General features: G+C 49.4%; 14 protein-coding genes. 2 read left to right on the forward strand and 12 right to left on the reverse strand.

From position 1 onward, the window contains the following. Positions 1-61 precede the first annotated feature (61 nt). From ACO05Z_RS14500 to ACO05Z_RS14535, 8 genes are all read right to left on the reverse strand, one after another. Positions 62-625 (reverse strand): single-stranded DNA-binding protein, encoded by a 564-nt coding sequence (locus tag ACO05Z_RS14500; protein WP_421902890.1) that lies wholly within the window; start codon positions 623-625, stop codon positions 62-64. Positions 626-637: 12 nt separating this feature from the next. Continuing rightward, positions 638-991, reverse strand: coding sequence for a hypothetical protein (locus tag ACO05Z_RS14505; protein WP_421902892.1), 354 nt, complete (start codon positions 989-991; stop codon positions 638-640). Between the two features lie 72 nt (positions 992-1,063). Beyond that, a complete protein-coding gene (locus ACO05Z_RS14510) occupies positions 1,064-1,714 on the reverse strand; it encodes a biotin attachment protein (RefSeq protein WP_421902893.1) in 651 nt (216 codons plus the stop codon). 202 nt (positions 1,715-1,916) lie between these two features. Further along, positions 1,917-4,169, reverse strand: a complete 2,253-nt coding sequence (locus tag ACO05Z_RS14515) for a carboxyl transferase domain-containing protein (protein WP_421902894.1) — start codon at positions 4,167-4,169, stop codon at positions 1,917-1,919. Between the two features lies 1 nt (position 4,170). Continuing rightward, positions 4,171-5,589, reverse strand: a complete 1,419-nt coding sequence (locus ACO05Z_RS14520) for a biotin carboxylase N-terminal domain-containing protein (RefSeq protein WP_421902896.1) — start codon at positions 5,587-5,589, stop codon at positions 4,171-4,173. A gap of 19 nt (positions 5,590-5,608) precedes the next feature. After that, a complete protein-coding gene (locus ACO05Z_RS14525; RefSeq protein WP_421902897.1) occupies positions 5,609-5,974 on the reverse strand; it encodes a PilZ domain-containing protein in 366 nt (121 codons plus the stop codon). Between the two features lie 134 nt (positions 5,975-6,108). After that, positions 6,109-6,858, reverse strand: coding sequence for an OmpA/MotB family protein (locus ACO05Z_RS14530; RefSeq protein ID WP_421902899.1), 750 nt, complete (start codon positions 6,856-6,858; stop codon positions 6,109-6,111). A gap of 3 nt (positions 6,859-6,861) precedes the next feature. Continuing rightward, complete coding sequence (locus ACO05Z_RS14535) at positions 6,862-7,614, reverse strand: motility protein A (RefSeq protein WP_421902900.1); 753 nt, start codon at positions 7,612-7,614, stop codon at positions 6,862-6,864. A gap of 110 nt (positions 7,615-7,724) precedes the next feature. Here ACO05Z_RS14535 and ACO05Z_RS14540 point away from each other — a divergent pair, with 110 nt between their 5' ends. Both ACO05Z_RS14540 and ACO05Z_RS14545 read left to right on the forward strand, forming a co-directional pair. After that, entirely contained in the window at positions 7,725-8,552 is an 828-nt protein-coding gene (locus ACO05Z_RS14540) for a purine-nucleoside phosphorylase (protein WP_421902902.1), read from the forward strand. 182 nt (positions 8,553-8,734) lie between these two features. Further along, complete coding sequence (locus ACO05Z_RS14545) at positions 8,735-9,415, forward strand: hypothetical protein (RefSeq protein WP_421902903.1); 681 nt, start codon at positions 8,735-8,737, stop codon at positions 9,413-9,415. Positions 9,416-9,606: 191 nt separating this feature from the next. Here ACO05Z_RS14545 and ACO05Z_RS14550 read toward each other — a convergent pair whose 3' ends face one another. The 4 genes from ACO05Z_RS14550 to ACO05Z_RS14565 form a co-directional block, all read right to left on the reverse strand. After that, a complete protein-coding gene (locus tag ACO05Z_RS14550; RefSeq protein WP_421902905.1) occupies positions 9,607-10,416 on the reverse strand; it encodes an ATP-binding protein in 810 nt (269 codons plus the stop codon). A gap of 403 nt (positions 10,417-10,819) precedes the next feature. After that, entirely contained in the window at positions 10,820-12,421 is a 1,602-nt protein-coding gene (hcp, locus tag ACO05Z_RS14555) for a hydroxylamine reductase (protein ID WP_421904188.1), read from the reverse strand. Between the two features lie 259 nt (positions 12,422-12,680). After that, a complete protein-coding gene (locus tag ACO05Z_RS14560; RefSeq protein ID WP_421902907.1) occupies positions 12,681-12,872 on the reverse strand; it encodes a ferredoxin in 192 nt (63 codons plus the stop codon). A gap of 162 nt (positions 12,873-13,034) precedes the next feature. Then, a complete protein-coding gene (locus tag ACO05Z_RS14565; RefSeq protein WP_421902908.1) occupies positions 13,035-14,342 on the reverse strand; it encodes a 4Fe-4S binding protein in 1,308 nt (435 codons plus the stop codon). Position 14,343: the final 1 nt, after the last annotated feature.

Here is a 14,343-nt window from a genome sequence, read left to right on the forward strand (position 1 = left end):
AATCCCCGCAACCATAAGGCTACGGGGATTTTTTTGTACTTTAATAAAGACTTTCTGAGATCTAGAACGGCACTTCGTCCATTCCGCTTGCTTCGGAAGGGAATGCGGGACCGAGATCTTCATCTTCGGGAAAACCGCCGCCCTGCTGTTGCTGCTGAGGCTGCTGGTTGTTGTACTGTTGCTGCTGAGGCTGGCCCTGATAGCCGCCACCCTGCTGCTGATTGTTGTACTGTCCGCCGCCCTGCTGCTGGTATCCACCCTGCTGCTGGCCTTGGTAACCGCCTTCCTGTCTGCTGTCGAGGCCCTGAACATTGTTGGCTACGATTTCGGTTGTGTAGCGGTCCTGCCCGTTCTGGTCCTGCCATTTGCGGGTCTGAAGCTTGCCTTCAACCATTACCAGTCGGCCCTTGGAGAGATATTTGCCTACAAATTCAGCAGTGTGTCTCCAAGCGGTAACGCGGTGCCATTCGGTCTTATCAACCTTCTGTCCGGTATTACGATCTTTGTACCCTTCATCTGTGGCAACAGAAAAGTTGGCAAAGGCCTGACCGGAGGTTGTGTATGAAAGTTTCGGGTCCTGCCCGATACGTCCTATCAATATTACTTTGTTCATGCTTCCTGCCATCTAGGCCCCCATTTATCTGAATTTTCTTTTTGAAGCGATCTTTTCCGCAACACTCAGCTCGTCTTCAAGATCGTAGCTGATGGTATTGGCTTCCGAAGCTTTCCAGTCACCAAGCGCTTTTTCCATACGCAGTTTAAGATCATATGCCTTGCGGATGGATTCAGCCATGGCTTCGGCCTTTTCTTCCGGGATCATACCCAGCTCAAGGCGGTCCTTAAGATCCTCGACTAGTTCGACAACCCCACGCGAACGCCCCTCGGGCTGCGGTTCTTCCCAAGCGGTCTTAACCAGATAAGGCCAGTTTTTCTCAACTTCGGCTTCATCATATGTACGGGCCATAACCCTGATTTGGAGCACATTTCCCATGCGAAAAATCCTTTATTAATACGGAAAAAAAGAGTCCGTCAATGGCAACATTAATAAAGTGAAAAGCTCTTATTAATCAACCTCTTCCCATTCACTCTGAACGCGGTTGACAACTTCCTGAATCTGCTTGAGCTGGTCAGCAGGGCAAACACCGATCAACGGCTGGGCCGCATCAACGTTGTCACCGTTATGGAAGTATACAGAGTAAATGAGACCTTCGGGGCCGCTGTAGTTGAGCGGAGTTTCCCTTTTCATGCGGGAAACAATGAACAGATCCATCCCTTCGGTAACCTTAACGGAACGCTCGCCGGAGCCTTTGATCTTAGCGTCAACTTCAGGAGTGAAGTAGTACTTTGCTTTTTCCGGTGCATTAAACAGAAAAAGAGCTTTTTTGAGGATCAGCTGGATTACTTCTTCTTTAGAAAGGAAGTGACGGATCTTGATCAGAACTTCACCGGCTTCAACAAAACGGTCTTCCAGGTCCTGACGGATGGATACGATCTCACCTTTTTCAGGAGCGGTAATGTTCTTGGTATTGCGCTCACGGGTAAGTTTAGCCAGCACAGTACCGGGCTTTTCTTTCCACTCACCGGTGGGTCCTTTTACCTTGTCACCAACCTTAAGACCGGTAAACTCAACAGTTCCGGTATGGGGAACAGATATTTCAATTTCCTCGTAAGGAGAAGCCTTGATCTCTTCAAGCAGTTCCTTAATATTCAGCATTATATTAACCTCTGGATTATTTTTACTTATATCCCGCCACATTGGACGGAGGTCATTATTTTTACATTTAAAAACCGGAAGCCTTGAGCCCAGCATCCGGTCCGGGCAATTTGCAGACATTATCAGGCAAAGTCAACCTGCTGCGAAACTCCCTAACACAGAAAACACTTTACGATAAGTACCTACACAAACGAAGGTATAATTACCGATAATACAAATTCCGGCCGCCCATGGTCATGAGGGCCTGCCCGATATTCCGGCCCATTTCACGGCGATCCCAGATTCCCTGAATATGGCCGCGGGCAAGGGCATTCCATGCATTATGATAATCCGGCGGAATGGAAATCCCGGTAGTCTCAGTGATAACCCTTGGTCCGGCAAAACCGATCTTAGAAGAACGTATCCCGAACTGGTAAGGAGAACAGCCCAGAAAACTTGCCACGGACCCGCCATAGGAATTGGTATCGTAGATCACCAGATACAAGCCCCCGGCATCCACATAACGGCGCAGGGCCATGGTGCAGCGCGGCATCTGAAGCACACCGTTGGTTCCTTCCTGAATACGGATTCCGGCTGTACCGTGGGCATAGAAAATAAGCGGCAATTGCTTACGCTGGGCCCTTTCCGCAGCACGAATGATTTTCTCACCTTCAGCCGCGCCCACAGAACCGCCCCTGAACGGAGCAGCAAGGCAGATAACCACGGCATTAATTCCGTCCATGCGGGTTTCAAAGGTGATGCAGGAAGAACGCAACCCAGTTCTCTTGCGGGCTTCGTCCAGCTTGAGATCAAAACCTTCATAGCTCAGCGGGTTATCTGATTCTATGCCGGAATTGAATTCAAAACCTTCGGCATAGTTGAAAACATTGTATAAATACCATTGGTATTCCATAGGAAAATGATGGCCGCAATTACTGCACACCCCGGCAAAATCACCAAACAAATCAGGAGCCCAAAGATCAAGACAGCCTTCGGTAGCTGCATTGGGACAGGAAAAAGTACGATCATCCTTGCATTTGGGGCTACTGTATTTCCAACGTCCTTCTTCAAAACAGGGAGACTGGTCCGAGGTGGAAAGACAAAGCAATTTTTCACGAACATCACTAGAAATTGTAGTCACTGAACCATTGTCAGCCTTGCCCTTTTTCAACAACCGGGCAGTACGCTCCTTAACCAGATGGGCCTCGGCCTGAATCTCTTCCATACCCTGCTTGGCAGCACGCACAGTACGCCCCACAAGGTTATAGACAAAAAGTGACTTGGTAGACCATGCCACCCCCTGAACAGCCGCTCCCATCTTCAGAAATATAGAGCGCTGATCCATGTAGGCGGAAGTGGAAAGGTTGCGAAATTTATCATAGCGCTTCTCAACCAGCCTTGCCCGGGCACGGGAACTCAAGGCCCAGCGCATGAAGACATCCTCACCCTCTTCCGGTCCCTTCTGCTTGAGAGCCATGGCCCGGAAAAGCTTAAGTCCCTTTACGGAAATGCAGACTTCGTTGGTGGCCCTGATAACCTCTGAACGAAGAGTGCGGAAAAAGTCATAACTGGCAGGCTTGGCCCCAAGATGCGGTTCCTGCACTACGCGGTCAATATACCCCATCTTGAGGTTATCCTCGGCAGTGATACCGAGCTTGCGTGCACAATTACCGATCAATGAGTCATCTACCCGTTTGCCGTCACGAAGATTAGCCTCGATTGCAGCCGCCCCTTCCGGAGAAATAACAGAATAGTAACCATGAGAAAGCATGAGCCTGCGATCGGCAAGGCCGATTGCTTCAGCACCGCCGGACCCGCCTTCAGAAATTACTGAGATGATGGGCACATCAATCTTGCCCATCTCATAAATATTCTTGGCTATCTGCTGCGCCGCTCCGGGGTAATCTTCAATGGGATAAGAACCGGGAGTAAAAATATAGGTATGGATGGGAATCCCTTCAGCCTGCGCAACTTTCATGTAGTGCAGCGCCTTGGCATTCCCCCACGGCTTAACCGAGCCTCCATTGCGAAACTCCTGACCGTGTCCTTTCTCCTGACCAATAACCATAACCGGCTGATGGACAACCTTCAGCCCCACGCGACGGGTTATGTAAGCCTGAGCTATAAGCATGGAGGGGTCGATGCTGAACTCGCCCAGTCCGCCCAGTTCGGTGTAGTTATCGTAAACATTTTCCAGAATATCGGTCAGGCAGATACGCTGCGGATGGCGCACAATGCGCACCCGGTCCATTGGAGTCAGCTCTTTTTCCAGCTTGGATTCAAGAAAAGAAAACAGATCTTCAAGACGGGCAAGTCTGCTCAGGGAATCCTTGGTCGAAATAGTTCCACGCAAATCACGAAACTCATCCAACTCGGAACTGAGCATAGAAATATTGGCATTTTCGAGATTCCCGAAAATGTCCTTGATGTAGTTGAGTCGCTCCGCAAGGGCGTCGATGCGCTTATCAATATTCATACTAAAATTCCAGCAAAGCGGCTGTCTTATCAATCAGATAGGAAATATTGGACTCAAGTTTTCTACCAGTCCGATCCTGTCCCTGCAAAATCAGTCTGTTTAAAAATTCAACACCCCGCTGCTTGGCATGTTTCAGATTTTCGCCGCGTACAATTGCCAAAGCAAGGTTGGGATCGAATTCAGTAGGAATTTCATAGGGCCGGTCAGTGGGAACCTGCGTGTACACCTCAAGCCACTCCTCTTCCTGCCAGCCGAATTTATCGATGGTACCTACCCACGGGGCAAAATCATTATCCGGATTCTCGGCAATAATGCGATACTCAATTGCTGCTCCGGAAAGGTTCACATCATCCTGAGTGTACCCCATGGATTCACCCAATCCGAGCCGAACCTGCTCGCGCACGATATTAACGTTGCGCTCTCCCTTGATCACTGAAATAGCGGCGGAAACCCCGTTCTCAACCTGAATACGGGTATTAACCTCCATCAGGAAAGGCTCACCGCGCTGGGTAACAATCCATTCCCACGTGCCCACGTTATCGTAATTCACCGCTCTGGCCATGGACAAGGAGTGCTCGGTAATGCTTTTCAGCACCCCGGAAGCATTGAAAATATAATGAATTTCTTCAGGTGCAAATCCGGGCGCAACCTCAATCCGCTTCTGGTTACCGCTGCTCTGCACCGAGCAGTTACGGGTTCCGAAATGGACGTGCTTCTGACCGCTCCTTTCGCAAACGACCTGAACTTCAAGATGGTTGAATCCGTAGATACGCTGCTCAATAAGCACGCCTTCATCATTGAACTGACGCTTGGCGTAATTGCGAATACGGCGGTAAACGGAACGGAATTCATCGGGATCATTGACTTCCTCAATGCCCATGCCCCCGCCTCCGGCAGAAGCCTTAACCATAATGGCCGGGGCCTGAAACCCCTGTTCCCTCTGAAATGCGAAGAGGCTGTCGGCAAGCTCGACAGCCTCAAGTTCATCATAAATAGGACTGTCGGACCCCGGAACGGTTGGGACTCCCAGACTGCGCGCAAGACGTTTTGTATTAATCTTGTCGCCCAACTCCTGAATCACCCGCCACGAAGGCCCGATAAAAATAAGCGGTTTCTCTCTTTTCACCACCCGACGCGCAAACCTAAAATCTTCGGCAAAGAATCCGTATCCCGGATGAATGGCCGTAGCACCGCTACGATCCGCAACACTGAAAATTTCATTGGCATCACGGTAGGAGCTGATGCAAAAGAGGCTCTTCTCGCCACCATTCTCCCGTGCAAAACGCACATGACCACTTTCACTGTCCGCAGCTGTATAGATACAGACGAAATTCTGATTCAACTCCAGACAGGCCTTGGCTATCCTGATGGCAATCTCACCACGATTGGCGATGAGAACCTTATGTTCACCTTTATACACAGCAGAGCACCGACCGGAATCAGGACGCGCCTTTTTTCTTGCGCAGCATGATCATACGTTTCTGAACTTCAAGAACCAGCTTATCAAGACGTGCTTCCTGATACTTATCCAGATCAACGTAAATACAGCCCATCAGCCCTTTGCCGATGTCACGCACCACTTTGATGTCCAGACCGGTCAAAAGTTCTTTTTTCCCAAGGACGAAATCCACCTTGAGCTGCTGATCCACATCAAAACTGTCTTTACCTGCGGAAAAGGCCAGACCGTTAACACTGAAATCCTTCACACTATAGGGGGAAGGGTAACCTTCAATCCTGAGGGCCAGTCCGGGAAGGCTGGTCCGGAAAGCTCCTCTTGCCGAACTGCTATCGAATGAAATATCCATTCTTCTCTCCAATCACATTCAACAGGTTAGCACCGTTGATACAAAACAATAGTCCAAAATCTGTTCCTCAAAACAAAACCATGTTTATTTTGAGAGTGAAATCATAATTTTGTTAACCTTTAATAATCGCGAGCTTAAGGCCCGGTCATTATCTTATCCAAAACAAACTCAACCCGTCGGTTACGCTGACGGTTTCGCTTTGAGTTATTGGGAACAAGGGGATCCATTTCCCCAAGCCCGGTCGCGGTAAGCCTATTCGGCTTAATTCCTAATTTCATAAGGTAGCGTAACACATTTACCGCACGTAAAGATGAAATTTCCCAGTTATCTTTCAGCCTGCTCTTACTGCTGGGCTGAGTATCATCGGTATATCCTTTGATATTTATGTACTGGTCAGGGTGGCTGATAAAAAAGTTCTTCAAGGCTTTTACTGCGGCCCGCCCTTTCTTGCTCAGCTGAACTTGTCCGGGATTAAAAAGTACGTCAGAAGGCAGCTTAATGGTAATTTTGCCGTCCTCAAATTTAGCACTCATAATCCCTTCCACGCCCTTGGTGGTCTGAAGATATTTAACATCTTCAAAAACTTTGCGCTGGGCTTTGATGATCTGCCTGCGGGTGACAACCTGATTGAGAATTGCCCCGGCTTCCTCGCGAGAGACCTTACTGGTAGCAATCTTCTGCAATTTACCACTGATGGATTTGCTGACCGACTGGAAAGTCATGTCAAACTTTTTAGCATCAATCTCAGACATGGAATAAAGCAGGATAAAGAAAACCAGCAGGAGCATGGATAAATCCGCAAAGGTGGTTATCCACTCATTCGGCTCATCCTCGTCAGCATCATCTTCAATCAGTATAGAACCTTTCAGGAGTTCATCATCCATGGCTTAATCTCCGGTTCTATCCTTGGGAGCCTGAAATGAGGAAAGCTTCTCATAAACCAGACGGGGGTTGTTATTCTCAAGGATGGACTTGGCACCCTCAAAAATAATTTCAAGATGCAACTGTTCCTGAAGAGTTCTAGCCCTGAGCTTGGCCCCGATGGGAATGAAAAGCAGGGTAGCCAGCAGGGAACCGTAAAAAGTGGTCAGAATAGCCACCGCCATAGCCGGACCGATAGACGCCGGATCCTGCAGGTTGGACAACATCTGCACCAGACCGATCAGGGTACCAAGCATCCCGAAAGCAGGAGCCAGCCCGGCAAGACGTTTATATACGTCCTGCGCGATCTTATGACGCCTTTTCATGGCTGAAATTTCAATCTGCAAAGTAGCGCGAATAAGTTCAGGATCAGCGTTATCCGCGATCAACTGACATGATTTACGCAGAACAACGTTTTCCGTCTGGACATTCTCAAGGGCGATCAGACCTTCACGGCGGCTGATTTCAGCAACCTTGACCATGATGTTCACAACTTCATTAACTTTGACCTTTCTGGAAGAGAATGCCTTGAACCCTGCGAGCATGGCCTGCAGGACTTCTTCAAAAGGAAAGGCAACGCAGATGGAGGCCAAAGTTCCACCGATAACGATCATCATACCGGGAATGTTGACAAATACATCAACAGCCCCACCGATAAAAATCGCACCGACAACAAGGGAAAGCCCGACCAGCATCCCGATTAAAGTGGAAAAATCCATAGAATCCCGTTCTCTTTTAAGTTACTAGTTAAGACGGATGATAGAGGCATCACGGCGCATTTTTATGCACCATCCGTACATTAAACCCGAAACTACGAGTAAAATAACCTATGACCTCCCCGGAATCTATACATACTATTAGCAGGCATATACTAGAAAAGATAGATAATTTTCAAGCTAACGCCACCGGAATCATTCTCGGTTCCGGTCTCGGCGAAGCCATTACCCGGCTGGATTCAGCCATTGAAATCCGCTACTCGGAAATACCGGGCTTTCCGCAATCCACCGTCAAGGGCCATTCCGGCAGTCTTATCTACGGATTTATGGAAGGAAAACCAGTACTTGTATTCAGTGGACGGTTCCATATCTACGAAGGTTACACCGCTGCTGAAGCCTGCACCCCGGTAAGGGTTATGGGCGAGCTGGGCATAAAAAGAATTTTCATCACCAATGCTGCCGGAGCGCTCAATCCCCAATTTGATGCCGGTGACCTGATGCTGATCACCGACCAGATCAACTTCACAGGCCACTCCCCGCTCACCGGACACAACAATGATGATTGGGGAGTCCGCTTCCCGGACATGAGCAAAGTTTATTGCGATGAATTGCGCTCCATTGCCGTTTCCGCGGCTAAGGACAAGGGAATCCGCCTTGAACGCGGTGTTTACGTGCAGGTAACCGGACCGAACCTTGAAACTCCGGCCGAAACCCGCATGTTCAAACGTCTCGGAGCAGATGCAGTAGGTATGTCCACAGCTATTGAAGCCATTGCCGCAGTGCACATGGACATCAAGATCATGGGCATTGCCTGCCTGACCAACAAGAACCTGCCGGACTGCATGGCTGAAACCACCCATGAAGCTGTGATCGAACAGGCTGCTAAATCTTCAGCTGCCATGTCCGCCCTGATCAGAGAAATTATTTCCCGGCTGGATTAATCCTGACTGGTTATTGCCATTTTTTCGGCTTTATCTGCCCGATTTTGCCAGCGCAAATAAATATGCCACGGAGTCAAGAGGCTGTATAAGCGGTTCTTTTACTCCGTGGCATTTTCATTGCATCTAATTTAGCGTCAGCAAACCATTGCAATATTGCTCATATTTAAAAACAGGGAACTTTCATGAAAGGCAGAACAATCAGCTTGATAATGGCACTGGCCGCACTTCTGGCCCTCAGCGCATGTTCAGCGGGCTACAAGGAACGGACCTTGGATTACCTCGGTAAACGGCCCACCACCGGACCGTTTTTCAAGGAAGATAATACCCCCATGGTGGAATTAAACTACAAAGCCGGTGATCAAATTTCGAACCAGCTTGAGGAACGCCTGCCTCCGGGGTCGCCCATTACCGTAACCATGTTCCGCTTACGCGGCAGTACCCTGCAGACCGACTTTGCCAAAGTTCTCACAGAGCAGGTTGCTTCGCGTATTGCCCAGAAAGGATTTGCCATTGTTGCTGACAGCTCCCGCTTTCCCCTGACTGCCCTTGATGAAGACCTCGCCCCGCCGGAGAAGTGCGTTCTTGCCGGAGCATATTCCGTAGGCAAGGAACAAATTTTTGTCACCGCCGCAGTTTCAACAGTTGCTGACGGTGAAATTCTAGGAGCATGGGACTGGACCGTGCCGCTCAATTCCAAGACCAAATCCCTACTGCCCATAAAGGAAGATCCGGATATCTATCCCATGGTAAACACTTCCGGGCCGTATGAGAAACATGAGCCCGCACAAACTTCCACACAGCCGCACTATGTACCTGACCAGTTCAACAACCAGCCCGGTTTTGAGCAGGATATTATGAATTAATTGATGCGCTAACGCGCTTTTTACTAAAAAATTTCGCCTCCGGCGGCCAAAGAAACTTTTAATAAACTTCGCTACGTAAAAGTATAAATAACCATTCTTGAATAGAAACGGGGCCTCTCCGATCAACTCGGAGAGGCCCCGTTTCAGCTTATATAGTCAAAGGAGGTAGATGAATCCTTCTTTAGAGAATCTTAGAGCGGTACAGACTGATCAAGAGTCGTCTTGGCCTTGATTTCACCGGTACGCTTTACAATAATCTTTTCTGACGGAATATCCGCTCCGGCCTGCTTGAGAGCTGCAGCCACAATCCTGCTGAAGTTAGAACAGCAAGGGACTTCCATTTCCAGCACAGTGATGGATTTAATGCCACTCACGCTGAAAATTTCGGACAAACGCTGCACGTACATCTGTACATCATCAAACTTGGGACAGCCCATGAGCACCTTCTTACCGGGCAGATATCTTTCATGATAGCCCGGCATTGAGACCGCCACACAGTCCGCGGTCAGCAACAGGTCCGCCCCCTTGAGGAACGGAGCATCCGCAGGCACCAGACGGATCTGGATCGGCCAGTGGGTCAGTTGCGAAGGTCCTGCCTCAGCATCAGTAGGCACATTGGCCTGCTGACAAGGAGAAGCCGCCGGAGCAAAAGCTTCAATCTTTGATCCTGCACAGCCGCAACCGCCGGAAGCAGGTTTCGGGCTATCCAGATGCAGGCTCTTGGGATCAGGCATATGATCAGGAATCTCGCGACCCTGCTCGGTCAGCAATTCCTTAACCGCTTCAGGGTCAAAGTCGTCAGCTTCAACTTCAATGACCTTCAACGCACCGGTGGGACATTCGCCCAGACACGCGCCCAAGCCGTCACAGTATTTCTCAGCTACCAGCTTGGCCTTGCCGTCAATAATCTGCAACGCGCCTTCCTCACAGCCCGGTACACACTGGCCGCAACCGTCGCAAAGTTCCTCGTCTATAGAAATCATCTTACGTAATACTTTCATTTTAATATCCTCCTGTGCCGGGCCTTATCGGCCTTCGGCGGCCCTGCGGGGCTTAGGATTTGATGCGCTATCGCGCTTTTTTATAAAAGAAGCCTTCGGCGACCCTGCCGGGGGCCTTAAACCCTTTTTGAAAAAAGGGTTTAAGAATCCCAAAAACTTTTAGTAGTTTAAGGCTGTTGTTATCTTCTTTAATTGTGCCTCAGGAAATTAACCTGAACCTGAAGCGGAAATTTGTACTAAATCTTAAATGACGCACTGCCGGGTAAAAATAAATTTATGAATTAAGTAAGAATCTTCCGGAATACAGTGCGAAGCATAATAAAAGGTTCTGAAAGGGGTGGGGGCTGGGGAGGGGAAAACTCTTGCAAGAGTTTTCCCCTCCCCAGCCGCCGGAAGCATCCTCCTAACCGAGGATTGCCTTGAGATCTTCTTCAGGTGTGCTGATAGGCATAATGTTGAAGTTTTCAACGAGGAAGTTCAGCACGTTGGGGGTGATGAATGCGGGGAGACTGGGTCCGAGGCGCATGTCCTTGATGCCGAGGTGCAGCAGGGTCAGCAGGATACATACTGCCTTCTGCTCGTACCAGGAAAGGATCATGGACAGAGGCAGCTCGTTGACTTCGCATTCGAATGCGCCTGCGAGTGCTACTGCAATCTGAATTGCGGAGTAGGCATCGTTACACTGTCCGATATCCAGCAGACGGGGGATACCGCCGATGTCGCCGAGCTTCTTGTCGAAGAAACGGAACTTACCGCAGGCAAGAGTCAGGACAACGGTGTCGGCAGGAGTCTGCTCAACGAATTCAGTGTAGTAGTTACGTCCGGGCTTGGCGCCGTCGCAACCGCCGACGAGAAAGAAATGCTTGATGGCACCGGCCTTCACGCCTTCGATAACCTTGTCAGCTACGCCGAGTACGGAATTGCGACCAAAACCGCAAAGTACAGCACCGTTATCGGTATCAGCTGCGAAACCGGGCAGTTCCTTGGCTTTTGCGATAACTTCAGCAAAATCGCCGTTGGCAACGTGGGTAACTCCGGGCCAGCCCACGAGGCCGGTGGTGTAGATGTTGCCCTTGTAGCTTTCTACAGGCTTCTGGATGCAGTTGGTGGTCATCAGGATAGCACCGGGGAACTCAGCGAATTCCTTAGCCTGATTCTGCCATGCGGTACCGTAGTGACCGTAAAAGTGGTCAAACTTCTTCAGCTCGGGGTAACCGTGGCAGGGCAGCATTTCACCGTGGGTATAAATATTGATTCCGGTACCTTCGGTCTGCTCGAGGAGCTGGCGGAGATCCTTGAGATCGTGACCGGAGACGAGGATTGCCTTACCGGCCTTAGCGCCGAGGGGAACTTCGGTAGGCACGGGATGACCGTAAGAACCGGTGTTACCTGCATCGAGGAGTTCCATGGCTTTGAGGTTGATTTCACCGCACTTCATGGCCCAGCCAACCAGTTCTTCAAGACCGAGCTGCTGCGGAACTACGGAAAGTGCTTCGTGAATCTGGGCGTAAAGTTCATCGTCTTCCTGACCGAGGATAGCGGCATGGTCAGTGTAAGCAGCAACACCCTTGAGTCCGTAGACAAGGATCTGCTTCAGGGAGCGCAGGTCTTCGTTTTCATCAAAAGCAGTTACGGGGAATGCTTCGCCCTGCTTGCTCAGTTCAGCAGCAGTGGCAGCAACCTTGGTCAGCTTGCCACAGTCGGCGCTTACCTTGGCGGCAAGTTCGTCACGTGCAGCAGCAACATTCTTAATGACCGGAACAAATCTTTCATCGTCGAAATTGACGTTGGTCAGGGTAGAGAACACAGCTTCAACAGTGAGACGGTTAACATCATTGGAAACCGCGATACCTTCCTTGCGGGCTGCGGTAGCAACGGTACCGAGCTCTACACAAAGCTGAACAAGAAGGTCCTGAATGGCGGATACTTCATCAGTCTTACCACATACACCCTTAACGGTGCAGCCCTGTCCTTTCGCAGTCTGTTCACACTGGTTGCAAAACATTTTAAACTCCTTTTCAGGTAATTGGTTTTCTACTTCTTCATTACCGAATATCGAAGTAACCTTTTTAAGTATTTGATTCAGATCAAAAGCCATAAAATTTCTCCCTTCCCGTTAAATACTTTTTTAAATTAACCTGAGGCGGGTGCCACCCGCGGCCTCCCGCCTTCAGGGGTGATTTCTCATTCGTTGAGTCCAAATTAAGAAAACACCGGGTAAAAGTATTTGATTCAGGTCAAGGGAGACATTTTTTTATAACTTTTTAATCTTCCCAATGGATACAATTAGTCGGACACAGCTCCATTGCCGCTTCCACCTCAGCTTCATCAGCTCCTTCCGGATTTTGAACCTGAGCCAGATCACAAGCACCCATGACAAACATGCCGGGACAGACTTCAACACAAGCTTCACAACCGACGCATTCATCAACATCAACAACTACAGTACGAGTCATAGCATTCTCCTTTTCATTCCAAGCCCGACTTCGAGCCCTCTAAAGGTATCATAAAAGCAAATCCTTCAGAACATGTTTTGTATTATTTCTACTCAATTCTTTTAAGTAAAAACAATCATTACCATTAATGAAGTAAAGCTCTTTATACTTTATAATAGAATACTAAATCCTTGCTACCCCTAAGAAAAGGGCATGCAGGGACAGATTTAATATGAGAAACAACTTTCGGGCTTTACTGTAACCTAGGAGTGGAAATTTATATCCCAGACTCCCTGCCGAACAACTGGAAATACAATCTCCGCAAAGAGTACAGGAAATACCGGGCCGTCCAGCCTCAATATCTTCAGACTTAAGGGCATTATAACGGCAAGTTCTGCTGCACTTCATGCATTTGCAACACTCATCAGAAATCTTCATCCGCAACGGAGAAAGGCGCCCCAATAAATTGGAAACTATGCCCATAGGACAAAAGGCCGTGCAATGGACCATCATGCCCATGCACCGGGAGAACCAAAGCATAACCATTATGCCCAGCAGACCGAAGACCGCCGCACTCCATACTGCAATTAGAGCTGAAACACCGGCGAATCGCATGGACCATGCAACGCCTACCACCAGCACCAGCAGAACCAATCGCAGCCAAATCAAACGGGGATTGAATTTACTGGAAGGCTTGAACTTGCCAATTCGGCTGCACTGATCATCCCATGCGCCGATATAGCAGAGATGGCTGCACCATGCCGGACCTACCAACAGTACCGAAACAGTAAAAAGGATGGGCATGAAGAATCCGGACCCGCGATAGACAGGTCCTGCGGCAATCAGTGCGGGCACAGGCAGATGCAATTTCCCGGTCATCAGGAATTGTTCAACTCCGGCTAGCCCGAAAGCCAGCTGTCCGAAAAAGACTAACGAAAACAAAGCCCAAATACGGGGGCGCATGGCTTTGGCACCTTCAGGGCTGAACATCTTCCCGCCGAGCCATGAAGCATACAGGGCTAAAAGAAATATTTCCGCCCTGCCCCAGCCAGGAAAAAAGCGATCGGCAAGCAGGATGGGAAAAGAAACCTTGCTGCGGGCGATCTCCAACAACAGGGCGGTCAACAAAAAGATAGAGGCCCTGAACCAACCCTGTTCTTTGCTTCTGCTGAAACGTTCTCTTCCGGCATGAGAAAAGCAATGGGCAGAAGAAAAAAGAGTTAGAGCGAACAATGCCCCCATAATAAGGGCTAACCGAATCCAATCTTCACCTACGCCGATACGCAGGTTGATCAAACTGTCCCCTTTAACCAACCAAAGCAGTGAGCCACATCCAAGCAGGACCCCGGTAACATTTCCGGCCCAGCGTTGCCTGCTGAAAGCGAGTCCGGCAGAACCGATCATAAAGACAGCTAATCCGCCATCGCCGCCACGCAATCCATGAGCAGCCAAAAGCAGATAGGAAAGTGATATTATGAAAAGTCCTGCCATC

The organism is Maridesulfovibrio sp., assembly GCF_965230075.1.
Lineage (GTDB): Bacteria > Desulfobacterota > Desulfovibrionia > Desulfovibrionales > Desulfovibrionaceae > Maridesulfovibrio.